The sequence below is a fragment of the Streptomyces sp. NPDC006294 genome, assembly GCF_042870895.1.
In the GTDB taxonomy this organism is placed as follows: Bacteria; Actinomycetota; Actinomycetes; order Streptomycetales; family Streptomycetaceae; genus Streptomyces.
Map to the genome: position 1 here is coordinate 443,793 of NZ_JBIAHV010000002.1, position 23,960 is coordinate 467,752.

Here is a 23,960-nt window from a genome sequence, read left to right on the forward strand (position 1 = left end):
CCGTGCACCGGGGCGGGTACCCAGCGGCGGCGTTCCTGCACCCGCCGAGTACGGCCCGCCGCCCCGCCCGGAAACACCGCACCCCCCGGGCGGCGTGCGCCAGGGGGGTGCGGTCGATGGCCGGTCGGGTCAGCCGCCTGCCGGCTTGTAGGACTCCGCCGCCTTCGCGGCCGTCGCCTCGCGGACCACCTTCAGGCCGCCGGGAACGGACTTGTCGGGCTTCATGATCAGGCTCTGGCGGGTGGAGGGCGCCTTCGGGTCGGAGAAGTCGTGGGTGATGCCGAAGCCGTTCTCGTACGCGCCCAGCGTGAGCAGCGCCTTGCCGACCCCTTCCCTCGTCAGGTCCTTGTCCGCGCACGCCTTCTTCAGCGCCTCGCCGAAGACCGCCGCCGCCGTGTGTCCGGCGACCACGCCGTTGTCGAGGCCGTCCTTCGGGTAGGCGGCCGTGTACTCCTTGGCGAGCTTCGACGGGCCCGCGTCCGGCGCTCCGATGGGGAGCGTGGAGGCGGCGATGTAGAAGTCCTTGGTCAGCGCCGGCGCCGCCGGCGTGCCCAGGAGCTGCGGCGCGAACGCGGAGTTGTTGCCGACGATCGGCACGTTGAAGCCGCCCGCCGCCGCCACACCGGCCAGCGAGGCCGCCTGCCGCGGACCGGCGCTGAGCAGGATCGCCTTCACGCCCGCCTTCTTGAGGGCCGCGACCTGCGCCGACATGTCGTTGTCGGTCGGCTTGATCTTCTGCTCGACGACGGTGAGCCCGGCCTGCTCGGCCGCGTACTTCGAGCCGGCCAGCGCGTTCTCGCCGTAGTCGCCCTCGAAGAAGACGTGCCCGATCTTGTCGCCCTTGGCGATGCGCTTCTCGGCGAGCAGGTAGTCGACGGCGTTGATCGTCTCGATGTCGTACGTCGCGCCGACCACGCGGACGTACGGGCTGCCGAGCAGGTTCGCGGACCATGCCTGGGGCATGACCAGCCCCTTGTCCTGGCCGTCGATGCGCTGCTCCACGGCCGCGACGAACGGCGAGCCGATGAACTGCGCGAAACCGAGCACCTTCGGCTCGAGCTCGGTGTAGCCGGCGAGCGCCTTCTGCGGGTCGTAACCGTGGTCGCGCACGGTCAGTTCGATCTTCCGGTCGCAGATGCCGCCGGCCTCGTTGGTCTGCTTCGCCCACAGCTGCTGGGCCTGGGTGACGCTCTTGCCGAGCGACGCGTAGACACCGGTCATGTCGGTGAGCACGCCCAGCGTGATCGCCTTGTCGGTGACGCCCTCCCCGGTCTTCACTCCCCCGGCGCCCTTGGTGTCCCCGTCGCCGGTGGTGGCCTTGGAGCTGCAGCCGGCCGTCACCGTCAGCGCGAGGACGGCGAGAACCGCCGCGTACGTTCTTGACTTCATTTCTTCTCCCGAGGGGACGGAACGAGGCGGGTGAGTCCGCCGGGCAGGAACAGCACGACCGCGACGACAGCCGCGCCGTACAGATAGCGGGAGGCCTCTCCCGGGGAGACGCCGCCGGTGCCCGGTGCGGAGACCAGGGGCAGGGCGTCGCTCCAGCGGGTGAGCACCTGGGGCAGCAGCGAGACGAACACCGCGCCGACGACGGCTCCCGCGACCGTGCCGAGACCGCCGATGACGATCATGGCCAGGTATTCGAGGGAGAGGATCATGCCGAAGTACTCGGGCACGGTCCGCTGGAAGACCAGCGCGAGCAGGACGCCGGCGAGGCCCGCGTACATCGACGACAGGACGAAGACGGAGGCCCGGTAGCGGGCCACCGGCACGCCCATCACACCGGCGGCGATCCGGTGGTCCCGCAGGGCGTTCATCGCCCGGCCGGGCCGGCCGCGGAGCACGCCGCGGGCGAACAGCCCGCAGACGAGGAGCGCGACGAGCGCGACGTACCAGAGCTTCTCCATCGACTGGAACGGGACCGCGGCGACGAGTACTTCCGTGTCGTCGAAGTCGAACCCGAAGAGGGACAGCGGGGGCACCGACCGGCCGTTGAAACCGCCGGTCAGATCACGGGCGTTGAACAGCACATGCTGGCCGACGAAGATCAGCGCGAGGGTCGCGATACCGAGGTACGCCCCGCGCAGCCGGCCCGCGATCGGGCTGAACAGGCCGCCCGCCAGCCCCGCGAGGCAGACGGCGAGCACGGCGGCCAGCCAGGTCGGCAGGCCGAGCCCGGTGAGCTCGTGGCCGCTCTCGACGTCGTTCCCGCCGGCCAGTACGGAGTAGCCGTACGCGCCGACCGCTAGGAAGAAGGCGTGGCCCATGGAGAGCTGCCCGGTCGCGCCGGTCAGCAGGTTGAGCCCGATGGCCCCGATGGCGGCGGCCATGGCGAACAGCCCGGCCTGCAGCCAGAAGCGGTCGAGGTAGAAGGGCAGCACGAGGAGGAGGACCGACAGCAGGCCCCAGACGTACGCGCGGGACCGTGGCCGCAGCCGCGACCACCCGGGCCGCGTGACGGCGGCGGCTTTGGCCGGCGCGGGGTCGGTCTCTTGCTCGGCGGGGGTCGGCTCGGCCCGAGCGGGCTCGGGCCTGGCTGCCGCGGGCTCGGTCGGCGTCGCCGGCTCCGGCGGGGGCGTGGGCCCGGCGTCCGGGCGCGGGCGGGAGGTGTCAGACACGCGCGAGCTCCTTCGTGCCGAAGAGTCCGGCCGGCCGCACGAGCAGCACGAGCAGCATCACCAGATACGGGGCGAGGTCGCCGATCCCGCCGCCCAGGAAGGTCAGTTCGCTCTGGTAGCCCGTCGCGAACGACTCCGTGACTCCGACGATCAGCCCCCCGGCCAGCGCGCCCGTCGTCGAGTCGAGGCCGCCGAGGATCGCCGCGGGGAACGCCTTGAGGGCGGCGAGCGACGTCGCACGTTCCAGGCCGGGCGTCGGGAAGACGGTCAGGAACAGCGCCGCCACCGCCGCGAGCGCGCCGGCGACCGCCCACGCCGACATGGACACCCGGCCGAGGCGTACGCCCATCAGCGCGGCCGTCTGCGGATTCTCGGCCGCCGCCCGCATCGCCACGCCCCACGAGGTGTAGCGGAAGGCCAGCAGGAAGGCCGTGATGAGCAGGGCCGCCGCGACGAACGCCGCGATCCTCGTCTGGGCGATGGTGATCTCACCGAGGTTCACGACCCGGTCGCCCCACGGGTCGCCGAGCGCCAGCACGTCCGTGCCGATCATCCGGGTGAGTTCGGTGGTGAGGAGGATGTCGACGCCGATCGTGACGATGGCGAGGACGCTGTGGTCGGAGCCCCGGTAGCGGCGCATGACGAGGAAGTCGACGGCGGAGCCGACGACCGCCGCGCCCGCGATGCCGACGGCCAGCGCCGGCCAGAAGCCGAGGTCGTCGTGGAGCACGGCGGTGATGTAGCCGCCGGCGAGGAGCAGCGAGGCGTGGGCGAAGTTGACCACCTCGGTCGCCTTGAAGATCACGACGAAGCCGAGGGCGATCAGGGCGTAGACGGAGCCGATGGACAGTCCGCCGAGGAGGAGTTCGGTGAAGGTGGTCATGGCGTGGCCTCCGTACCGAGGTACGCCTGGACGACTGCCGGATCACTCTGCACCTGGGCGGGCGTGCCGCCCGCGATACGGCGTCCGAAGTCGAGCACGGTCACGGCGTCCGCGAGCCGCATCACCACCCCCATGTCATGTTCCACGAGCACGATCGATATTCCGAGGCTGTCGCGTACGCCGGCGACGACCGCGGCGGTCTGCCGTCGTTCGTCGGCGGTCATGCCGGCGACGGGTTCGTCGAGGAGCAGGATCCGCGGCTCCATGCACAGGGCGCGGCCCAGTTCCACGAGCTTCTGCTTTCCGTAGGGGAGTTCACCGGCGCGCCGGTGGAGGTCGTCCGCGAGACCGACGAACTCGGCGATCTCCGCGACGCGTTCGCGGTGCCGGCGCTCCTCGCGGACCGCCGACGGCAGCCGCAGTCCCGCCGCCACGAACCCGGTGCGGGTGAGCCGGTGCCGGCCGAGCAGCAGGCTGTCGGCGACCGTGGCGCTGGGCGGCAGCGCCAGGTTCTGGAAGGTGCGGGCCACGCCGAGGGCCGCGATGCGGTGCGGCGGGAGGCCGGTGAGCTCGTCGTCGCCGAAGCGGACGCGGCCCTCGGTCGCCTGGTAGACACCGGAGAGGACGTTGAACGTGGTGGACTTGCCGGCCCCGTTCGGTCCGATGACGGCGTGCACGCTGCCCGGCTCGACGGTGAACGACACCCCGTCGAGGGCGGTGAGCCCGGCGAAGCGGACGGTGACGTCCTCGACGGTGAGCGCCACGTCGGTGACGGTCGTCGTCGTGCTCATGCCGACCACCTCCTGAGGGTGGGCGCCGCGCGCCGGGCGCCGTCGGCGTCCTGCGCGGCGCTCTCGTCGACGACGCCGAGGTAGCGGCGCCGGACCTCGTCGGAGGCCGCCAGTTCGTCGGCGGGCCCGGAGAGCGCGACCTCGCCGACGTCGAGGACGTAGGCGGAGGAGGCGAGGCGCAGGGCGATCGCCGCGTTCTGCTCGACGAGGAGCACGGATGTGCCGGCGGCGTTGATCTCCTGGACCGTTTCGGCGATCCGCTCCGCCATCAGCGGGGCGAGGCCGAGCGACGGCTCGTCCAGCAGCAGCATGCGCGGCCTGGCCATCAGCGCCCGCCCCATGGCGAGCATCTGCTGCTCGCCGCCGGACAGCAGGCCGGCCTTCTGATGGGCGCGGTCGGCCAGTACGGGGAACAGTTCATGGACGCGGGCGAGCGCGGCGGCGGACTCACGCCGGCCGCGCACCCCGAGTGTGCCGGCCCGCAGATTGTCCGCCACGGTCATCCGTGCGAAGACCTGCCGGCCCTCGGGGACCTGGACGACCCCGGCGGCCACGACGCCGGCGGCGGCGAGTCCGTGGAGGGGGCGGCCCTCGAACGTGATCGTCCCCGCGGTGACCCGCCCACGCTGGAACGGCAGTGTGCGTGACACCGCCCGCAGCAGGGTGGACTTGCCGGCGCCGTTCCCCCCGAGCACGGCGACGACGGCGCCCTCGGGCACGTCGACGGACACGTCCCGCAACGCCCGTACCGGGCCGTACCCCACGGACAGCGCCCGCACCTCAAGCGCGGCGGCCATACGCAACCCCTTGTCCGGCTCGCCAACGGTCGGCTCGCCTCTCGGGGGCCAACATCAGCACCGGGGGGTGGTCGGGGTCCATGCCTGAAGGACGACTCGCTGCGTCTGACCAGCGGCGGGACCCGCCCCTTGTGCGGCGGCACAACGTGCGGACCGGCGCGCAGAGGGGGGCGGGCCGCCTTCGTGCACCGGGCAGGCCGGCGGAAAGCCGGTGCCGGAACTCTTTACGGAGCGGGGTTCACCGAGTAACTTGCCGCCGCTGTGAGGGGTTTCAGAGACTGTACGTTCGCCTTTCCAGCGCGGAATCCCGCGCCGGAGCCCTGAGCTCGTCAGGGGAGGCGGCCGGACGGGCGCTTCTCCCGGCGCCCGGAGAGCCGGCAGCCGCGGCCTTCCCTGGAGAGAGCATGAAACGCACCGCCACCTGGCTCACGCGCCCGACTGTCGCCGTGGTGGCAGCCGCCGGAATCGCCGGAGTGCTGACCGCGATGCCCGCCGGCGCGCCGCCCCCGTTCGCACCGTCCTCCGCGGCGAAGAACACGGCGACGGTCTACTACTCCACGGCGACCCTCGGCTGGACCTCCGCCGACATCCACCACCAGCCCGCAGGCGGCGCCTGGACCGCCGTCCCGGGTGTCGGCATGCGGAAGCTCAGCGTCGCCGCCCCCGGCACGGGCAATCTCCGCGTCTACGTCGTGAACGGCTCGGGGAAGATCGGCGCCGCCGGGCCCGACCTGAAGTAGTCACCCGAGCCTAAGAACCCGGCCCGGGAAGGAGCCGGCCCCGAAGGAACCAGGACGGGCCATCGGAGAGCGGGGGCGTGGCGGTTTCGGGGCGCTGCCCCGAGCCCGGCGCCTCAAACGCCGACGGGGCTGATGTCGCGGAGCGAAATCCAGCCCGGCAGGCGTTTGCGGCCACCGCTCGGAGCGCGGTACCGGGTCATCCGCGCGGAGCCCGGTTCGGGTAAGGGGCGGGGTGGGGGACAAGCCCCCGGTCCGACCCGCACCGGTCACGTCACGTCACGTCACGTCACGTCAAAAAGTCCCGGGCGATCGACTCCGCCGCCCGCTCCAGCAGCGGCCCCGCCTCCGCCATCGACTTCGCCGGGTCCGGCTCGAGCGCCGTCAGAGCGTAGGCGCGGCGGATGCCCGCGCGGCCGAGGGCCTCCGGGGGAAGCGCCAGGCGGCCGCAGACCGCGACGACCTCGACGCCGCGCGCACGGGCGGCCGCCGCGACGCCCGCGGGCGCCTTGCCGTGCAGGGTCTGCTCGTCGAGGGAGCCCTCGCCGGTGATGACGAGGGTCGCCCGCGCCAGCGCGGGCGCGAAGCCGAGGACGTCGAGCATGACCTCGATACCGGGCCGGAAACGCGCGCCGAGAGCGACGAGCGCCCCGTAGCCGATGCCGCCCGCCGCGCCCGCGCCGGGCGAGTCCGCCTGGCCGGGGCCGAGGACGGACGCGTAGTGCGCGAGGGCCTCGTCGAGGACGGCGACGTCCTCGGGCGTGGCGCCCTTCTGCGGGCCGTAGACCGCGGGCGCGCCCTTCGGCCCGGTCAGCGGGTTGTCGACGTCGCTCGCGAGGATCAGGTCCACGTCCTTGATCCGGGCGTCGAGCCCGGACAGGTCGGCGGTGGCCAGTTCGCGCAGGCCCCCGCCGCCGGGCGGCACGGGCCGGCCGGACGCGTCGAGGAAGCGCGCGCCGAGCGCGGTGAGCATCCCGGCACCGCCGTCGGTGGTCGCGCTCCCGCCGACGCCGAAGACGATCGTGCGCGCGCCCGCCTCGACCGCGGCGAGCAGCAGCTCCCCGGAGCCGTACGTCGTCGCGGTCAGCGGCGCGAAGACGCCCGCCGGCAGGTGCTGGAGGCCGGAGGCCTCGGCCATCTCGACCACGGCGGTGCCGTCCCGCAGGGCGTACGCCGCGGTGAGCGGCTCGCCGCGCGGCCCGGTGACCGGCACCTCGCGCCGTTCGAACCCGGCCGCGACCGCCGCCGCGACCGTGCCGTCGCCGCCGTCGGCCACGGGCAGGGCCTCGACGGCCAGCCCGGGCACGATCCGCTGCAGACCTGCCGTCACCCGCTCGGCGACCTGCACGGCCGTGAGCGAGCCCTTGAACTTGTCAGCCGCGACGAGCACCCGCGCGGGCTGAGTAACTGCTCCGTCCGTCACCTTGTATCCCTTGCTATCGAACAGGCAGTCGCGCCGCCCCGACCTTATCGGCACCGCCGGAGGGCGTGCCACCCTGCCATCGTCCGACATCGCACCCCGAAGATGGTCGTGAAGCACGAATTCCGTCCGGCGCGTCGCCTCGGTCCCTGACCTGCGCTCCGTGCCATGACCTGGACGGGACGTCTGCGCCGGGCCGCCCGGTGCAGGACGCCTGAGAAGCGGGTCCGGAGGCCGGGCCGGGGGCGCTGCCGGCGGTCGCCCGGGTGCGTGGCAGGGCCGCCCGCCGATCGCCGCGAGGACTCACTCCCGCTCACTGAACAGGAACGGTGGTTCGACCGTTCCGCCGACGACGGGCGCACCGTAGACGCGCGTTCACGGCGCGTTGTCCGCGCCGACCGAGGCCGTGCACGCCCGCCGGGCAGCATCCGGATCCCCAGGACCCGGAGGGACCATGTTCCTGCAGCTGCGCGGCTGGCTGACCGCCGTCGCCGCCCTGACGCTGGTGACGACCGCCGGCGCCGCACCCGCCGCCGCCCCGCACGAGACATCCGCCCGGACACCCGCGGGTGCGCGAGCCGTGTCCGGACCCGGCTTCGCCCGCTTCCTCGCAGGCCCCGCCCCGCTGGGCGCGCTGCCCGCCTCCGTGGCCGGCGGCACCTGACGGTCCGGCCACCTCCAGGGCATGGCCTTCGACCCGGGCAGGCGTCACTTCTCCTTCTCGTTCACCGACAGGATCGTCAAGACGGACCTGGCCGGCCGCCCCCTCGGATCGGTCCGTCCTCCCCGAACTACGGGCTGTTCGTCGTCGACGGCAGCCGTCCGCCGGTGACCGGCGCGATACGGCGGCAGCGGCGGCCGGAGCGGGGCCCGCCGCTGTCGCTGCTGCCGGAGGGGCTGCGGCACAAGGCGTCGGGCACCTACGGCTGGGAGTCGCCCGGCCAGTTCGGCCTGGTCTCGCTGGACGACGGCCGGTTCTACGTGGGTGACGCCGCCGAGGTCCGGGACGGCGGTGTCACCCGTCAGCGAGGGAAGGCCGTGCTGCAGCGCTGGACGGGCGCCGCGCCGACGCCGTTCACCGCCGTCACGCCTGGTGGTGTTCCGGAGGCGTGATGTCGCGCCGTGTGCGGGGCTCATCGCGTGCGGCCGCGCGCGCCTCTGTGCGGTGGCCGCGCGCGATGTAGTCGCGCACGACGAGTTCGACCGCGTCCTGCGGACTGCCCACGCCTGCCAGCACCATGACCTCGACGACCAGTTCGGCGTCGAGAGTGACCGTGACTTTCGCCATGATCGGACGGTAGCACCGGTGGTGTGGAAAAGGTTCGCGAACGGCGAAGCGGCCTGCGTAATCTCGGCTCATGACTCTCGTCGCGATCCTGAGCGGCGCCGGTGTCTCCACGGACTCCGGCATCCCCGACTACCGTGGCCCGCAGGGCCTTTGGCGGCAGGATCCGGAGGCCCGGAAGCTCGTCACCTACGACTGCTACATGGCCGATCCCGACATCCGCCGCCGCTCGTGGATCATGCGGCGCGAGAGCGCGACGTGGAACGCGGAGCCGAACGCCGCGCACCGGGCGGTGGCCGCACTCGACCGTCGTCCGGGCGTCGCGGTGCGGGTCATCACCCAGAACGTGGACGGGCTGCACCAGCTCGGCGGGATGCCCGGCCGCAAGGTGCTGGAACTGCACGGCACCGCGCGGACGGTGACCTGCACCCGCTGCCATACCCGCTCCCCGATGGACGAGGCGCTGGCGCGCGTCGCGGCCGGGGAGGAGGACCCGGCGTGCAGGGTGTGCGGCGGCATCCTCAAGTCGGCGACGGTCATGTTCGGTGAGCGGCTGGATCCGGTGGTGCTCGGCCGGTCCATGGCGGTCGCCAAGGCGTGCGAGGTGTTCGTCGCCGTCGGCACGACGCTCCAGGTGCAGCCGGCCGCGTCGCTGGCCGGTGTCGCGGCCGAGCACGGCGCCCGGCTGATCGTGGTGAACGCCGAGCCGACGCCGTACGACGAACTGGCCGACGAGGTCGTGAGGGAGCCGATCGGGACGGCGCTGCCCGCGCTGCTGGAGCGGCTGGCCGGTTGACCGGAGCCGGCCCGGCCGGCTAGAAGAGCGCGTCGTCGGCCGCGCCGCGCTCGAATGCGAGCAGCCGCTGTTTGCGGTCCAGTCCGCCACCGTAGCCGACGAGGCTGCCGGAGGAGCCGATGACGCGGTGGCAGGGCACGATGATGCCGACCGGATTCTTGCCGTTGGCGAGGCCGACCGCGCGGGAGGCGCCCCGGTTGCCCAGTTCCTCGGCGAGCTCGCCGTAGGTGCGGGTCTCGCCGTACGGGATGTGCCGCAGCAGGTCCCAGACGCGGCGCTGGAAGGGCGTGCCCTCGAAGTGCATCGGCAGGTCGAAGTCGGTCAGTTCGCGGGCGAAGTACGCCTCGAGCTGACGGAGCGTCTCGCCGAACGGCGCCTCGTCGCGGTCGCCGAAGGTCTCCTCGGCGGGGCGGTGCCGCTGGCCGGTCATGTAGAGGCCGCTCAGCACGCCGTCGGTGGCCACGAGCGTCAGCGGGCCGTACGGGCTGTCGACGACCGTGTGCCGCCTGGTGGTGGTGAGGCCGGTCATGGCTGGACTTCCTTACGCGGGAAGGTGGTTGATCGGGTGGTCGTCCGACGCCCACAGGTACTGGACGGCGTAGGCGCGCCAGGGCCGCCAGGACGCCGCGCGTGCGGTGAGCGCGGCGGGGGTGGCGGGCAGCCCGAGTGCGGCGGCGGCGCGCCGTACGCCGAGGTCGGTGGGCAGGAAGGCGTCGGGGTCGCCGAGGGCGCGCATGGCGATGACCTCGACGGTCCACGGTCCGAAGCCGGGCAGGCCGGTGAGGTCAGCCCGTGCCCGGTCCCAGTCGCTGCCGGGGTCGAGCTTCAGCGTCCCGTCGGCGAGGGCGGCGACCAGCGTGGTCAGGGTCGTGCGGCGGCTGCGGGGCAGCGCCAGGGCCTCGGGGTCGAGCGCCGCCAGCGCCTCGGAGGCCGGGAAGAGGTGGGTAAGGCCGCCCTCCGGGTCCGCCACGGGCACGCCGTGCGCCTGGACCAGCCGGCCCGCGTGGGTACGGGCGGCGGCCGTGGAGACCTGCTGGCCGAGCACGGCCCGTACGGCGAACTCGGCCGCGTCGACGGTGCGCGGCACCCGCCGCCCGGGTGCCTTGTCGACCAGCGGGGCCAGCAGCGGATCGTCCCGCAGCTGGTCGTCGACGGCGACCGGATCGGCGTCCAGGTCGAGCATCCACCGGCATCTGCTGATGGCGATGGTCAGATCGCGCGGGTCGGTCAGCGACAGCCGGCAGCCGATGTGGTCCGGGTGCGGGGTGAGGGCGACGATCCCGTGCCCGTACGGCAGCCGGAGCGTGCGCCGGTACGCGCCGTCCCGCCACTCCTCCACCCCGGGCACCCCGGTCGCGGCGAGATGGCCGAAGAGGTTGCTCGGTTCGAGGGGCGCCCGGTACGGGAGCCGGAGCGCGATCACGCCCGGGGTGGGCGGGGCCGAGGACCCGGCGCGGCTGCGTCCGGCACGTTCACGCAGCTCGCCGGGGGCGAGGGCGAAGACCTCGCGGACGGTGTCGTTGAAGGTGCGGATGGAGGCGAAACCGGCCGCGAACGCGACCTCGGCCATGGGCATCGGGGTCGTCTCGATGAGCAGCCGCGCGGTCTGCGCGCGCTGCGCCCGGGCCAGCGCGAGCGGCCCGGCCCCCAGTTCGGCGAGCAGCTGGCGCTCGACCTGCCGGGCCGAGTAACCGAGCCGCGCGGCGAGTCCCGGCACGCCCTCCCGGTCGACGACGCCGTCCCTGATGAGCCGCATGGCCCGCGCGACGGCGTCGGCGCGCGCGTTCCTCCCCCAGGGCCCTTGGCCTGGGAGGTGCCCCCATGGTCGACCGGGGCTGTTGTCCGGCCTGCACCGCTTGCAGGCCCGGAAGCCGGCCTGCTGGCAGGCGGCGGCGCTCGGGTAGAAGGTCATGTTCCCGGCCTTCGGGGGCACGACGGGACAGCTGGGACGGCAGTAGATCCGGGTGGTCAGCACGGCGGTGAAGAACCATCCGTCGAACCGCGCGTCCTTGGACCGGACGGCGCGCACGCAGCGCTCGGTGTCGGTGTGCATGCGTCCAGGATGAGGCCCGCGCGACGCGAGGGCTGGCGGGAATCCGACACCACCCTCGCCCTGCCAGGGCGAAAACCAGTTCCCGAACGCCCCGGGCCGCTTCTAGGGTCGCACCATGCTGCAGCTTCCCCGGCATGAGGTCCGTGCGGTCTTCACCGATGAGACGATCACCGTGTACCAGGCGTACGCCGCCCGGATCGCGGACCCGGCGTCGGCGGCGGGAACCCTGGTCGACCCGTTCAAACGCACGCGGATGACGTGGATCAAGCCGTCGTTCCTGTGGATGATGTACCGCTGCGGCTGGGCCGCCAAGCCCGACCAGGAACGGGTGCTCGCGATCCAGATCAGCCGGGAGGGCTTCGAGTGGGCGCTCTCCCACGCCTGCGTCAGTCACTTCGACCGGTCCCGCTACGCGACCGAGGCCCACTGGCGGGAAGCGCTCAGGTCGAGTCCGGTCCGGGTCCAGTGGGACCCCGAGCGGGACCTGCGGCTGAACCCGCTGCCGCACCGGGCGATCCAGATCGGGCTCTCGGGGCCGGCGGTCGACCGGTACGTCGACGACTGGATCACCGGCATCCGTGACGTGACACCGCTGGCGCACGAGATCCACCGGGCGGTGGCGGCCGGCGACCTCGAAGCGGCCCGGGAACTGCTGCCGCCGGAGCGGACGTATCCGCTTCCGGCGCAGGCGGCCGACCGCGTCGGGGCGCGCCCGGGTCAGCCGTAGGACGCCAGCGCGGTCTCGAACGCCGCGTACGCCGTCTCGTCGAAGAGCACGAAGCGCACCTTGGTGACCGGTTCGGCGGCGCTCTCGCGCACCGTGCGGACCGCGATGCGTGCGCCGTCGTCGAGAGGCCAGCCGTAGACCCCGGTCGAGATCGCGGGGAACGCCACGGTCCGCGCGCCCAACTCGGCGGCCACGCGCAGCGATTCCCGGTAGCAGGAGGCCAGCAGTTCGGACCGGTCCTCAAAGGTGCTGTGCACCGGACCGACGGTGTGGATGACGTGCGCGGCGCCGAGACGCCCGGCGGTGGTGGCGACGGCCTGCCCGGTGGGCAGCCCCTTGCCGTAGTGGGAGGCGCGCAGGGCCCGGCACGCGGCCAGGATCTCGGGACCGCCCTTGCGGTGGATGGCGCCGTCGACTCCGCCGCCGCCGAGGAGCGAGGAGTTGGCGGCGTTGACGATCGCGTCGGCGCGCTGCTCGGTGATGTCGCCGCGGACGAGGGTGATGGCCGGGTGCTGAGGCTGTGTCATGCACCCATGGTGGCCGCTGCGGGCGTCACCGCGCCCGCCATTCTCACCCCTGGCCCTTCACGATCCGCCGGGCGAGCAGCTCCGCCGCCCCGGCCAGTTCGGCGCCCACGGCGGCCAGCCGTGCATCGTCGGCGGTGACGCCCGCCGGGAGCGGCACGGCCGTGAGCAGGCAGGCACGGCGCAGATGGGTCGGCGGGTGGGTGGAGTCGACGGCGTGGCCCCGGCGGGCGCTCAGCCGTCGTTGCCGCTCGACCTCGTGCCCCGGGATCGACTCGGCGTGGGCCGCGACGAACGCCCAGAGCCCGCGCCATGACTCCAGATAGGACTTGTCACCGGCCCGTCGCAGCTGTCCGGCGTTGGCCTCGCGCCGCAGGTGGGACTCCACGGAGTCCACCACGAGCAGCCGGTCCATCAGGCCGACGGCCGCCTCGGTGGAACCGGCCCTGGCCGCGACGGAGTCGGCCAGGTACTCGCCGCGCTGGGCCGCGCGCAGCGTCAGCTGGTCGAGCAGCATCAGCAGCCCGAGAATGACGCAGCGCGGCAGGAAGTAGCAGGCGTTGACGAACATCTCGCCGATGGCGGGATCGGGGGTCCGCCGCACGAGGTGGTGCCAGGTGGCCAGGGAGCGCAGGGCGTTGAAGGTGACCAGGCCGCGGCGCGTGTCGCCGCTCGCGTAGTGGCCGAGTTCGTGGCCGAGCAGGGCGACCTTCTGCCGGGGCGTGAGGACCTCCCAGAGCCCGAGCCCGATCTCCAGCAGGCGGCGCTGACGGATGCCGTAGGTCGTCACGCCCGCGTTGGCCTCGGCGCTCACCACGACGGTGTCCACTCCTGCCGTGCCGGCGACGGCGGCGACGTCGTCGAGCAGGTCGAAGAGCCGGGGCGCGTCGGCCCTGCGCAGCACCGGGAGGTCGTCGGGGAGGGCGCCGAAGCGCGGCCGCATCAGCCAGGCCGACAGCAGCATGATCACGCCGAGCAGCGGGGCCGCGGTTCCCCAGCCGAGCGTGGTCAGCAGGACGCCGCCGACGACGAGCGCGACCGTGAAGCCGTGGACGCAGAGGGAGATGGCCTGGGCCAGCACGGAAGCGGTGTCACGGTGCGGCTTCAGCGTCGCGCCCGACGTCACCTCGGCGTGGAGCTCCTGCCCGTGCCGCTGTGCGAGCGTGCGCCGCAGCCGGTCGATCCTCCCGTGATCCTCCTCGTCCCGCGGCTCGGGATCGAGATTCCACTCGCACGCCGCGCACCAGGTGGTGAAGCGGTGATCGGTCCGGACGGTGTGCCCGCAGTCGGGACACTGTCCTACGGTTTCCGTCGTGCTGCCCACGGCGATTCTTCCCTCCCCACGGCCCTCCCCAGAGGCCGCCACGGTGTGCGCCGTGGCTGGAACGGCCACGGCGGCCGCCGCAGCGTAATCCAGGCGTCACTGCGCCGACCAGCCCTTTCGGCTCAACGGGCCCGCAGGCGGCGCCAGACGGCCTTCGCCGCGTGGTGGCCGGACATGCCGTGGACTCCGGGGCCGGGCGGGGTCGCGGAGGAGCAGATGAAGACCGCGGGGTGCGCGGTGGCGTACGGGACGCGGGCGAGCTTGGGGCGGATGACGGTCTGGAGGCCGGCGAACGCGCCGCAGGCGATGTCGCCGCCGACGTAGTTGGCGTTGCGCGCGGCCAGTTGGGGCGGGCCGGCGACGGCGCGGGCCAGGACGAGGTCGCGGAACCCGGGTGCGAAGCGCTCCAGTTGGCGTTCGACCGCCTCGGTGGCGTCGCCCTCCCAGCCGGCCGGGACATGGCCGTACGCCCACAGGACGTGCTTGCCCTCCGGCGCTCTGGTCGGGTCGATCACGGTCGGCTGGGAGGTGATCAGGAACGGCGCCTCGGGGGCGCGGCCGGAGACCGCCGCGCCGAGGGCGGTCTCGATCTCGGCCGCGGTGGGGCCGATGTGCACGGTCCCGGCGGTGCGGGCCTCCTCGGCGGTCCACGGCATCGGGCCCGACAGCGCGTAATCGATCTTGAAGGCGGAGGCGCCGTACTTGTAGCGCCAGTACGCCTGGCCCAGGCCGGCGATCCTGGCGAGCGCGGTCGGTGAGGTGTCGAAGATGTACGCCCGGGCGGGGGGCAGCTCGTCGAGCCGCTTGACGGTGCTGCCGGTGTGCACCGTGCCGCCCTGTTCGCGCAGGTAGGAGGCGAGGGCGTCGGAGATCGCCTGCGAGCCGCCGCGCGGGACGGGCCAGCCGACCTCGTGCGCGGCGAGGGCGAAGAGCAGGGCGATGCCGCCGGTCGCCACGCCGCTGGTGGGGGCGATGGCGTGGGCGGCGAGCCCGGCGAGCAGCCCGCGCGCCTTCTCGCCGTGGAAGCGGCGGGCGAGCATGCTCGCGGGCCGGATCGCGTCGAGCCCGAAGCGGGCGTACCGGTACGGGTCGCGGGGCAGCCCGTCCCAGGGGGTGCGCAGGAAGTCCGCGGCGAGGCTGTCCCAGTGGCCGAGGTACGGCGAGACGAGTCTGCGGTAGGCGCCCGCGTCGGCCGCGCCCAGGGACATGGCGCTCTCGCCGACGGAGCGGCTGAGCACCGCGGCGGTGCCGTCAGGGAACGGGTGGGCCAGCGGCAGTTCGGGGTGCAGCCACTCCAGGCCGTGCCGGGCCAGGGGCATGGCGCCGAAGGCGGGTGACCCGACCCCGAGCGGGTGGACCGCGGAGCACGGGTCGTGGCGGAAGCCGGGGAGCGTCAGCTCCTCCGTCCGCGCGCCGCCGCCGACGGTGTCCAGGGCCTCGTGGACGGCGACCGAGAAGCCGCGGCGGGCCAGTTCGACCGCGGCGGTCAGCCCGTTGGGGCCCGCTCCCACGACGACGGCATCGAGCATCGACGGCACCTTCGGACTCCTTCGTCAGCCGACGGCCAGGACGGCCAAGGATATTCCCGGGCGGTGACATCGTGCGGCCGGGTACCGTCCGGTCTCGATGGAGAACACGATCGAGGACATGGCGGAGCGGCTCGTGCGGACGCCCGGTGTCCGTGCGGTCGCCCTCGGCGGCAGCCGGGCCCGGGGCAGCCACCGGCCGGACTCCGACTGGGATCTCGGCGTCTACTACCGGGGCGGCGTCGACACCGGCGCCCTGGCGGCACTGGCGTCCGGGCTGACCGGCGGGCCGGTGGAGGTGGCGGGACCGGGCGGCTGGGGCCCGTGGGTCAACGGCGGTGCGTGGCTGTCGCTCGACGGTGTGCCGGTGGACTGGATCCTGCGGGACCTGGACCGGGTCGAACGGGTCTGGGCGGACTGTCTGGCCGGGCGTTTCGAGACGGGTGCGCAGCCGGGGCACCCGCTGGGCTTCTGGTCGCCGGCGTACGCGGGCGAGGTGGCGCTGTGCCGCGTACTGGCCGACCCCGGAGGCGAGTTGACGGCGCTGCGGGAGGAGACCCGGGAGTATCCGGAGCCGTTGCGGCGTGCGCTGGTCGACGCCGCGTGGGAGGCGGAGTTCTCGGTCGCCGCCGCGGCCAAGTCGGCCGGCGCCGGGGACACGCTGCATGTGTCGCTGTGCCTGTCACGGGCGTTCGGCGTGCTGGCGCAGGCGCTGTACGCCCAGCACCGGGTGTGGTGCCTCAACGAGAAGGGCGCGCTGGCGGCGGCCGCCGCGTTCGAGGAGACGCCCGCGGACTTCACGGAGCGGGTGGCGGCAGCACTGCGCGGCCTGGACACGGCGGCGGTGGCGGACGCCGACGCCCTGGTACGGGAGGTACGCGCCCGGCTGGGGTGAGCGGGCCCGGGGCGAGCCGGGCGCCGTGGGTGTGGGCCTGGACGAGCCGGGCGCCGTGCGTCAGGTCAGCAGCTCCCTGACCACGCGGGCCGTGGTCTCGTCGCGTGCCGCCGTGAACGGCAGCGCGTTGGAGCCCGTGATACGGAACGGTTCGCCGGTGATCGTGAGATGCGCGCCGCCCGCCTCCGTGACCAGCAGCAGCCCGGCGGCGTGGTCCCAGGCGAGCTCCCACGAGAACGCCACCGCGTCCAGGTCGCCGCGTGCCACGGCCAGGTATTCGAGGCCCGCGGAGCCGCAGGGCCTGGTCTCGACGCCCGGGACGGCGAGGCCCAGCAGCGCGCGCTTCTGCTCGGGCGTCGTGTAGTCCGGGTGGGACATCGCGACGCGGAGCACCGAGCCCGGTGCGGGCGGACCGGCCCGCAGCGGTGTGCCGTCCAGCCGGGCGCCCCCGCCGCGGACCGCGACGGCGAGTTCCTCCAGCACCGGCGCGTACGTCCAGGACGCGAGCACCTCGCCGCGCAGGGCGAGCGCGACGAGCGTGCAGAACCCGGGCTCGCCGTGCACGAACTGGCGGGTGCCGTCGACCGGGTCGACGATCCAGACCGGCGCGTCGCCGTGCAGCGCGTCCGCGACGGCCGGGTCGGCGTGCACCGCCTCCTCGCCGACGACCACGGAGCCGGGCAGCAGCGCGGTGAGCGAGGCGGTCAGGTGCTCCTCCGCGCTGCGGTCGGCGATCGTGACCAGGTCGTGCGGGCCGGTCTTCTCGTCCACCTCGTGCGCGGCCAGCCGGCGGTAGCGCGGCATGATCTCGGCGGCCGCCGCCTTGCGGACGGCCTCCTCGACGTCGGACAGATCACCGGTCAAAAAATCATCGATCATGCCTCAAGCCAATCACGCCCGGCTGACATCGCGGGAGGCGTTCAGCGCCCCACCGCGTAACCCTGCATTCCCCTGGGGTTCGCCGCGGCGGACAGCACGCCGGTGGCCGGGTCGCGGGCGACCGCGCAGAGCCGGCCCTCCGACCAGGGCGGGCCGACGGTGACCTGGTGCCCGCGCCGCCGCAGCTCGTCCACGACCGCGCCGTCCGTGCGGGACTCGACGGTGACGCTGCCGGGCCGCATGCCGCGCGGGTAGAAGGAACCGGGGAAGGCGTCGGTGTGCCAGTTCGGGGCGTCGATCGCGCCCTGGAGGTCGTACCCGCCGCGGACCGTGCCGCGCAGGGCGACGGCGAGGAAGAAGTGGAGCTGCCACTGGTCCTGTTGATCGCCGCCGGGGGTACCGAAGGCCATCACCGGCACCCCGTCGCGCAGCGCCACAGAGGGCGTCAGGGTGGTGCGGGGGCGGCGACCGGGGGTGAGGGAGTTCGGCAGGCCGGGCTCGAGCCAGGTCATCTGGAGCCGGGTGCCGAGCGGGAAGCCCAGCTCGGGCACGACGGGATTGGACTGCAGCCAGCCACCGCTGGGGGTGGCCGCGACCATGTTGCCCCACCGGTCGACGACGTCGACGTGGCACGTGTCGCCCTGGGCGGCGCCGTTCCGCGCCACAGTCGGCTCGCCCGTCCCCACCGGCGCGGAACCGGGCCCGTCGGCGATCACGTCGGCGGCCCGGGGGCTGAGCACCGGGATGCGGCCGCCGGGGCTGCCGGGCCGCAGCTCGTACGACGCCTTGTCGCCGACGAGCGCACGGCGGGCGGTGCCGTACGGCTCGGAGAGCAGATCGGCGAGGGGGACGTCGGCGGCGTCGCCGTACCAGGCCTCGCGGTCGGCCATCGCCAGTTTGCAGCCCTCGATCAGCAGGTGGACGTACTCGGCGGAGCCGTGGGCGGGCAGGTCCGGCGGCAGCAGGGCGAGCTGCTGGAGGAAGGCGGGGCCCTGGCTCCAGCCGCCGGCCTTGCACAGCGTCCAGCCGTTCCAGTCGTACGTCACGGGCGCCTCGTACGTGGCCGACCAGCCGGCCAGGTCCTCGGCGACGAGGGTGCCGGTGTGGCGTTCGCCGCTGGTGTCCAGGGTGGGCCGGGCGGCCTGGCGGACGAGCGCCTCGGCGACGAAGCCGGTACGCCACACCTGCCGGGCCGCCTCGATCCGCCCGGCCCGGTCGGGTGCGGCCGCCTCCGCCTCCGCGATCAGCCGCCGCCAGGTGGCGGCGAGGGCCGGGTTGCGCAGCAGGGCGCCGGGGGCCGGGGCACGGCCGCCGGGCAGATACACGTCGGCGGACGAGGTCCATTCGGTCTCGAACAGCCCGCGTACGGTCTCCACCGTCGCGCAGAGCCGTTCCACGGGAGGGTGCCCGTGCTCGGCGTAGCCGATGGCGTACTCCAGCACTTCGGCCAGGGACTTGGTGCCGTGGTCGCGCAGCAGGACCATCCAGGCGTCGAACGCGCCCGGCACGGCGGCGGCCAGCGGGCCGGTGCCGGGGACGAGGTCCAGCCCGAGGGAGCGGTAGTGGGCGACGGTGGCCGCGGCGGGCGCGACGCCCTGTCCGCACAGGACGCGCACCTCGCCGCCGGCCGGCGCGACGATGATCGGCACCTCACCGGCGGGTCCGCACAGATGCGGCTCGACGACCTGGAGCACGAACCCGGCGGCGACGGCCGCGTCATAGGCGTTGCCGCCCCGCTCGAGCACGGCCATCGCGGACTGGGAGGCGAGCCAGTGCGTGGAGGACACCATCCCGAAGGTGCCCTGGAGCGTCGGCCGGGTCGTGAACATGTGCCTCTCACTTCGCTGTTCGTCCGGACCGGGCCGGAAACGACTGTCGGGCAGGCGAGTTCGGCGCGACGTTGAACACATCGCCCGCCGTGCGCGTATGGAACTGGACGTGCCCCTTTCCGGGCGCCGTCATGCCCACCTGACGACGAAGCAGATGGAGTTCTCCATGGGACGGACGACGCGAAGACGCCCGAGAGCAGGCAGACGGACGGCCGCTGCCTCGATCGCGCTCATCCTCGGCGGAGGCGGTCTCATCGCGGTCAACTCCTATGCCGCCGCCGGTGAGGGACAGGGCCCGTGGCCGGGCGGCTCGACCAGTCAGGAGCAGCCGGGGACGCTCGGCGCCGGGCCCGTCCCGGCGACCGTCAAGTGCCCGGAGGCGGCGAACGGGCTGCCGGAGGCGCCGGACGCGGCCAGGGCGGAGGTCGACCGCGAACTGGCGACGATGGACAGCCAGATCACCGAGGCGTATCAGCGGTTCGCCGACGAGAGGGCACAGGTCGAACGCGACCCGCAGTTCGTGCAGAACGCGATCCTCGGGCCGCTGCGGAGCAAGCGGGAAGCGGCCCTGGACCGGATCGCGGAGGCCATCGGCCGGGTCACCGGGCAACGGCCGCAGGGGCTGCGGGCGCTGGCCCCGTGCACCCTGCAGACCGACGGCGCGGACCGGGGCGGTCAGGGCGACCAGGGCGGTGGCGACGGCGGCGGGGACGGCGACGGCCGGGAGGACGGCGGCCGGGAGGACGGCGGCCGGGGGGACAACGGCGGGCAGGCCGGCAACGGCCCCGAGGTGTCCGACTTCGCCGACATCCGCACCGTCGCGCCGAACGTCCAGCAACCCCCGCTGCTGCGCGGCGCCTCCCGCGGCACGTTCACCACGGACTGCGGCGTCAACGCGAACGGCACGTTCAACCCGGACAACATCATCGTCGCCCCCGGGGTGGCCAACGGCGCCCACCACATGCACGACTACGTGGGCAACCAGGCCAACGACGCGTTCGCCTCCGACGACGATCTCGCGGCGGGCGAGACCACCTGCCGCGACGAGGGCGACCGTTCGACGTACTACTGGCCCGTGCTGCGGCTCCAGAACGGCCAGGACGAGGACGACGTCCGGGCGGACGGCGGCGGCAAGGACCAGAACGTCGGCGAGATCCTGACCCCGTCCGAGGTGACGCTCGACTTCGTCGGCAACCCGCGGGGCAGGGTCACCGCCATGCCGCGCTTCCTGCGGATCATCACCGGCGACGCGAAGGCGTTCGTCAACGGCGACGCGAACGCCAACGCCTCGTGGAGCTGCACCGGCTTCGAGGACCGGCAGCTCAGCGACAAGTACCCGATCTGCCCCGGCGGCAGCAGAGTGGTGCGCAGCTTCGCGTTCCAGAGCTGCTGGGACGGCCGGAACGCCGACAGCGCCAACCACCGCACCCACGTGGCCTTCACGGACCCGAGCGGCCGCTGCCCCGGCGGCTTCGTCCCCATTCCCCAGCTGGTCCAGCGGATCGTCTACGACGTGCGGCCGCCGGTGTTCGACGGCGCGGACGCCGCGGTCTACGCGCTGGACTCGTTCCCCGAGCAGCTGCACAAACCGGTCACCGACCACGGTGACTTCATCAACGTCTTCGACGAGAAGCTCATGCGGGAGCTGGTGAACTGCCTGAACGAGGGGCGGCGTTGCGGCCCCGGTGACACGGGGCAGGCTCCGGGCGGCAGTGGCCCGGAGCCGAAGGACGCCCCGGCCACGGCCACCGCGGCCCCCACCGAGGTGCCCGCCCCGGAGCCGAGGCCGGAAGCGGCGCCGGAGCCAGAGTACGCGGCACCCCATGAGCCCGCCGCGCCCGCCACGACCGCCGCCGAGCAGCCCCGGCCGAAGGCGGCCGCCGCCGAGCAGTCCCGCGTGGAAAAGCCGGCCCCGGAGAGGCGCCGTACCGAGGCCGAACAGGCGCCACCCAGGTCACCCGATGCGGCACAAGCCCCCGCGGAACCGGCCACCGGCCGGGACGCCGACCCCTCCCCCGCGTACAGCGAGCCGCCCTCTGCGACCACGGCGCGGAGCCCGGCGGCGACGACCAGTGCCCCCGCACCGGCCACGCCGGCTGCCACGGACCCGGCCGGCGAGTCGAACGTCCCCCTGCCGGCCGGCGGCATCGCGCCGCAGGCCGTGGAGGGCGGTCTGGCCCGGACCGGCGCCCAGTTGTGGCCGTCGGCGGCCGGAGCCGTACTGCTGATCGCGGGCATCGCGCTCATGCGCGTACGGGGCCGGCGTGAGGTCCCCCGTCACCGCTGACGCGGCCCCGCAGCGGGACGGGTCAGCTCGCCGCCCCGGACCAGGTCGGTCATCTCGACCAGGTCCGGGGTCAGGTAGCGGTCGTCGTGGAGGGGCTCGATGTGCGCGCGGACCGTGTCGTGGAGGGAGCGGACGCCCGCGCCCAGGGACAGGCCGGCCATCTTCTTCTCGATCAGGTCGATGCCCTGCGCGGACATCAGGGTCAGCACGGCCTGCACCGTCTCGAGGCGGTCCAGGTTCTGGTGGAGGTGGCGTACGGAGGCCATCGCCATGGTGTTGTGGTCCTCCTGCCCGTCCTTGGCGGGCCGGGACAGCGCACCGGCGGGCATGGCCCGGACCTGCATCTCCGGGACGAGTGCGGCGGCCACGGTCTGCACCTGGACCATGCCGGAGTTCAGACCGGGCGTGCCGCCCGCGAGGTTGGCCGGCAGGCCGTAGCTCCACTTGGGCGAGAGCAGCCGCGCGGAGAGTTCCTGGGTGTGGACGCCGAGGTCGGCGATCTGGGCGTTCAGCGCGTCGGCGGCATGGCCGAGGAGGGCCCCGTCCCAGTTGCCGCCCATCACGAACTCGTGGCCCCGGCCCGAACCGCGCGCGAACACCAGCGGGTTGGAAGTGGAGGCGTTGGCCTCGCGTTCGATGTCGCGCCGGCCGTCCGCGAGGGTCTTGCGCAGCGCGCCGTAGATGTGCGGAGCGGCGCGCAGCGACACCGCGTCCTGGATGCGGGGGTGGTCCTCGCCGAGCCGCTTGCGGCCTTCTTCGGTGGTCCACCGGCTGCCGCGGAGCAGTTCCCGGAGGCGTTCCGCGACCTTCTCCTCCTCCGGGATCCGCCGTTCGGCGTGGGTACGGGCGTCCAGGCTGCCCGTCTCCGCCCGGGTGGCATCCATGAACATGGCGAGGGCGCCCTCGGCCAGGCCGGCCGCCCTGGTGGCGCGGTGCAGGGCGTCGGCGTAGGAGGCGAGGACGACGGTGCTGCCGCTGATGATGGGCAGGGCCTCCCCCTGCTCCAGCTCGAAGGACGGTTCGAGACCGGCTCGGCCGAGGATCTGTGCGGCGGGGCCCTGCTCACCGCGGTAGCGGGCGGGCGCCTTGTCGCCGGTGAGGACCATGCCGACCGCGGCCATGGGCTGGAGGTCACCGGAGCCGAGCGAGCCGACCTGGGGGACGACCGGGGTGACGCCGGCGGTGACCAGGTCGTTCATCCGGTCGACGAGTTCGGGGCGGACGGCCATCGCGCCGCGGGCCATCTGGTTGGCGCGGAGCACCATGACCAGGCGTGCGACGCGCTCGGGCAGCGGCTCGCCGACGCCTGCGGCGTGCGAGCGCAGGATGCGCTTCTGGAACTCCTTCTGTTGCGCGCTGTCGAGCTGCTTGTCCTTGAGCGGGCCCAGTGCCTGGTTCCAGCCGTACACGCGGGCGCCCTTGGAGAGTTCGTTGAGCGCGCCGTCGCGGATCTGCCGCATCCGTCTGCGGCTCTCGTCGGAGAGTTTCACCGCGACCGACTTGGCGTCCAGGACGTCGAACATGTCCTGGGCGGTCAGCGAATCGCCGTCCAGGACCAGTTGGAGGTGCGCCTCGGTCCGCCCGCCGGTCCCGGGGCCGGCCGGCCCGCCGGCGGCGGCGTCGGGGGCGAGGAACAGCATGATCAGGGTGGCGGAGGCGAGGAGGGAGAGGGACTTCCGCGGGGAGCGGACGGGGCGCGCGGGGTGCGCGGCGGCGGGGGGAACGTGGCGTATGCGGGCAGGGGTGTCCGTCGGTGCAGGCGGCATGGTGGGGTAAACCTTTCCCGGGGAACGGAGATCGTTCGGCCTCTGGAAGGCCATACCGGGAACCTAATGTCCATGCACGTGTGGCCGCCTGCCCCGGCCGTGCGGCACGGACTGTTCGAGTGAGGGACCGGCCGGGTGTGCGGTCCCGGGCGGCCGGATCAGGTGCCGTCGGCGGAGAAGTGCTGGTAGTCCGGTGGCGACCAGCGGCCGCCCCACTCCCAGCCGGCCTCGGCCATGGCCGTGGTGACCGCGTCGCCGGGAGTGATCATGCCCTTGGCGGGCGGGTCGCGGTCGAGGTGGTCCTCACCGGCCGGCGGGTGCACCTGTCCGGAGCGGTCGACGTACGGGTTCTCGGCGGGGTTGATGTCGACTGCGTCGCCGTAGGAGTGCCGCGACAGATGGCGGGCGTCGCCCGTCACCCGGCGGCAGTTGAAGGCGGAGGTGTTGTCCGCCGCCATGGCCCGGGCGTCGTCGCCGTCGTACTCGGCCATGACGCGCATACGGCGGATGGGGAAGCGTTCGTCGAAGGCGCTCTCGAAGACGTGCAGCAGGGGCCGGACCTGGTCCTGATGGACAATCAGCTCCCCTCTGTGGACCCCGCCGTCGAAACCCCAGTGGTTCATGGTGATCAGCCGCAGCCGGGACGGGGACACCGGGCAGCCCGGTTCGTGGCTCGCGCCGAGTTTGGCCCGCGGTACGTCACTGACGGTGGCCGACAGCTCAGGGGCGGCGGCCGCGGCGCCCTGTGCGGGCACGGCGCCGAGCGTGAGCCCGAGGGCCAGGACGGGCGCGGCGGCCCGGCGCGCGACGTTCACCCTTTCAG

The 23,960-nt window shown here is 73.8% G+C and carries 23 protein-coding genes; 7 read left to right on the top strand and 16 right to left on the bottom strand.

All coding sequences use genetic code 11. The features are described from left to right. Positions 1–129 precede the first annotated feature (129 nt). From ACFYOP_RS05015 to ACFYOP_RS05035, 5 genes are all read right to left on the bottom strand, one after another. Positions 130–1,389: an ABC transporter substrate-binding protein gene (locus ACFYOP_RS05015; RefSeq protein WP_356890400.1), complete on the bottom strand. Its 1,260-nt coding sequence runs from the start codon at positions 1,387–1,389 to the stop codon at positions 130–132. Next, positions 1,386–2,435, bottom strand: a complete 1,050-nt coding sequence (locus ACFYOP_RS05020) for a branched-chain amino acid ABC transporter permease (RefSeq protein ID WP_356891161.1) — start codon at positions 2,433–2,435, stop codon at positions 1,386–1,388. Before ACFYOP_RS05020 ends, ACFYOP_RS05015 begins: the two co-directional genes overlap by 4 nt. A gap of 175 nt (positions 2,436–2,610) precedes the next feature. Beyond that, complete coding sequence (locus tag ACFYOP_RS05025) at positions 2,611–3,501, bottom strand: branched-chain amino acid ABC transporter permease (RefSeq protein WP_356890398.1); 891 nt, start codon at positions 3,499–3,501, stop codon at positions 2,611–2,613. After that, positions 3,498–4,292 carry an ABC transporter ATP-binding protein gene (locus tag ACFYOP_RS05030; protein ID WP_356890396.1) on the bottom strand — a complete coding sequence of 265 codons (795 nt, stop codon included), beginning with the start codon at positions 4,290–4,292 and terminating at the stop codon, positions 3,498–3,500. The genes ACFYOP_RS05025 and ACFYOP_RS05030 overlap by 4 nt, the downstream gene beginning before the upstream one ends. Continuing rightward, a complete protein-coding gene (locus ACFYOP_RS05035; RefSeq protein WP_356890394.1) occupies positions 4,289–5,089 on the bottom strand; it encodes an ABC transporter ATP-binding protein in 801 nt (266 codons plus the stop codon). Before ACFYOP_RS05035 ends, ACFYOP_RS05030 begins: the two co-directional genes overlap by 4 nt. A gap of 404 nt (positions 5,090–5,493) precedes the next feature. On the opposite strand from ACFYOP_RS05035, the gene ACFYOP_RS05040 reads away from it, so the two are divergent. After that, positions 5,494–5,829: a carbohydrate binding domain-containing protein gene (locus tag ACFYOP_RS05040; RefSeq protein ID WP_356890392.1), complete on the top strand. Its 336-nt coding sequence runs from the start codon at positions 5,494–5,496 to the stop codon at positions 5,827–5,829. 286 nt (positions 5,830–6,115) lie between these two features. Here the strand turns inward: ACFYOP_RS05040 and ACFYOP_RS05045 are convergent, their stop codons facing one another. Then, on the bottom strand, positions 6,116–7,249 hold the full coding sequence (locus tag ACFYOP_RS05045; protein ID WP_356890390.1) for a glycerate kinase: 1,134 nt from the start codon (positions 7,247–7,249) through the stop codon (positions 6,116–6,118). 451 nt (positions 7,250–7,700) lie between these two features. Here ACFYOP_RS05045 and ACFYOP_RS05050 point away from each other — a divergent pair, with 451 nt between their 5' ends. Both ACFYOP_RS05050 and ACFYOP_RS05055 read left to right on the top strand, forming a co-directional pair. Then, positions 7,701–7,910 carry a hypothetical protein gene (locus ACFYOP_RS05050; protein WP_356890388.1) on the top strand — a complete coding sequence of 70 codons (210 nt, stop codon included), beginning with the start codon at positions 7,701–7,703 and terminating at the stop codon, positions 7,908–7,910. Between the two features lie 164 nt (positions 7,911–8,074). Next, positions 8,075–8,359, top strand: a complete 285-nt coding sequence (locus ACFYOP_RS05055) for a hypothetical protein (RefSeq protein WP_356890386.1) — start codon at positions 8,075–8,077, stop codon at positions 8,357–8,359. On the opposite strand, the gene ACFYOP_RS05060 is transcribed toward ACFYOP_RS05055, so the two are convergent. After that, positions 8,331–8,534 carry a type II toxin-antitoxin system VapB family antitoxin gene (locus tag ACFYOP_RS05060; RefSeq protein ID WP_356890384.1) on the bottom strand — a complete coding sequence of 68 codons (204 nt, stop codon included), beginning with the start codon at positions 8,532–8,534 and terminating at the stop codon, positions 8,331–8,333. The genes ACFYOP_RS05055 and ACFYOP_RS05060 overlap by 29 nt on opposite strands. A 70-nt stretch (positions 8,535–8,604) precedes the next feature. Between ACFYOP_RS05060 and ACFYOP_RS05065 the strand changes: the two genes are divergently transcribed. Then, a complete protein-coding gene (locus tag ACFYOP_RS05065) occupies positions 8,605–9,327 on the top strand; it encodes a Sir2 family NAD-dependent protein deacetylase (RefSeq protein ID WP_356890382.1) in 723 nt (240 codons plus the stop codon). A gap of 19 nt (positions 9,328–9,346) precedes the next feature. On the opposite strand, the gene ACFYOP_RS05070 is transcribed toward ACFYOP_RS05065, so the two are convergent. Continuing rightward, positions 9,347–9,856 carry a methylated-DNA--[protein]-cysteine S-methyltransferase gene (locus ACFYOP_RS05070; RefSeq protein ID WP_356890380.1) on the bottom strand — a complete coding sequence of 170 codons (510 nt, stop codon included), beginning with the start codon at positions 9,854–9,856 and terminating at the stop codon, positions 9,347–9,349. Positions 9,857–9,868: 12 nt separating this feature from the next. Beyond that, on the bottom strand, positions 9,869–11,380 hold the full coding sequence (locus ACFYOP_RS05075) for an AlkA N-terminal domain-containing protein (RefSeq protein WP_356890378.1): 1,512 nt from the start codon (positions 11,378–11,380) through the stop codon (positions 9,869–9,871). Positions 11,381–11,495: 115 nt separating this feature from the next. Between ACFYOP_RS05075 and ACFYOP_RS05080 the strand changes: the two genes are divergently transcribed. Next, a complete protein-coding gene (locus ACFYOP_RS05080) occupies positions 11,496–12,107 on the top strand; it encodes a DUF4291 domain-containing protein (protein WP_356890376.1) in 612 nt (203 codons plus the stop codon). Here the strand turns inward: ACFYOP_RS05080 and ACFYOP_RS05085 are convergent. The 3 genes from ACFYOP_RS05085 to ACFYOP_RS05095 form a co-directional block, all read right to left on the bottom strand. Next, the gene (locus tag ACFYOP_RS05085) at positions 12,098–12,634 is read right to left on the bottom strand and encodes an O-acetyl-ADP-ribose deacetylase (protein WP_356890374.1); all 537 of its coding nucleotides are present in this window, start codon (positions 12,632–12,634) and stop codon (positions 12,098–12,100) included. The genes ACFYOP_RS05080 and ACFYOP_RS05085 overlap by 10 nt on opposite strands. 43 nt (positions 12,635–12,677) lie before the next feature. Further along, positions 12,678–13,955 (bottom strand): M48 family metalloprotease, encoded by a 1,278-nt coding sequence (locus ACFYOP_RS05090; protein WP_356890372.1) that lies wholly within the window; start codon positions 13,953–13,955, stop codon positions 12,678–12,680. Positions 13,956–14,077: 122 nt separating this feature from the next. Beyond that, positions 14,078–15,493: an NAD(P)/FAD-dependent oxidoreductase gene (locus ACFYOP_RS05095; RefSeq protein ID WP_356890370.1), complete on the bottom strand. Its 1,416-nt coding sequence runs from the start codon at positions 15,491–15,493 to the stop codon at positions 14,078–14,080. Positions 15,494–15,581: 88 nt separating this feature from the next. Between ACFYOP_RS05095 and ACFYOP_RS05100 the strand changes: the two genes are divergently transcribed. Further along, positions 15,582–16,376, top strand: a complete 795-nt coding sequence (locus ACFYOP_RS05100; RefSeq protein ID WP_356890368.1) for a nucleotidyltransferase domain-containing protein — start codon at positions 15,582–15,584, stop codon at positions 16,374–16,376. Positions 16,377–16,436: 60 nt separating this feature from the next. Here ACFYOP_RS05100 and ACFYOP_RS05105 read toward each other — a convergent pair whose 3' ends face one another. Then, complete coding sequence (locus tag ACFYOP_RS05105; protein WP_356890366.1) at positions 16,437–17,255, bottom strand: inositol monophosphatase family protein; 819 nt, start codon at positions 17,253–17,255, stop codon at positions 16,437–16,439. A 41-nt stretch (positions 17,256–17,296) separates the two neighbouring features. Continuing rightward, positions 17,297–19,084, bottom strand: coding sequence for a gamma-glutamyltransferase (locus tag ACFYOP_RS05110; protein ID WP_356890364.1), 1,788 nt, complete (start codon positions 19,082–19,084; stop codon positions 17,297–17,299). Positions 19,085–19,193: 109 nt separating this feature from the next. Between ACFYOP_RS05110 and ACFYOP_RS05115 the strand changes: the two genes are divergently transcribed. Then, positions 19,194–21,371, top strand: coding sequence for a DUF1996 domain-containing protein (locus tag ACFYOP_RS05115; RefSeq protein ID WP_388450867.1), 2,178 nt, complete (start codon positions 19,194–19,196; stop codon positions 21,369–21,371). On the opposite strand, the gene ACFYOP_RS05120 is transcribed toward ACFYOP_RS05115, so the two are convergent. Further along, positions 21,362–23,137 carry an aromatic amino acid ammonia-lyase gene (locus ACFYOP_RS05120; RefSeq protein ID WP_356890362.1) on the bottom strand — a complete coding sequence of 592 codons (1,776 nt, stop codon included), beginning with the start codon at positions 23,135–23,137 and terminating at the stop codon, positions 21,362–21,364. The genes ACFYOP_RS05115 and ACFYOP_RS05120 overlap by 10 nt on opposite strands. A 158-nt stretch (positions 23,138–23,295) precedes the next feature. After that, a complete protein-coding gene (locus tag ACFYOP_RS05125; RefSeq protein WP_356890360.1) occupies positions 23,296–23,952 on the bottom strand; it encodes a M15 family metallopeptidase in 657 nt (218 codons plus the stop codon). Between the last annotated feature and the right edge of the window lie 8 nt (positions 23,953–23,960).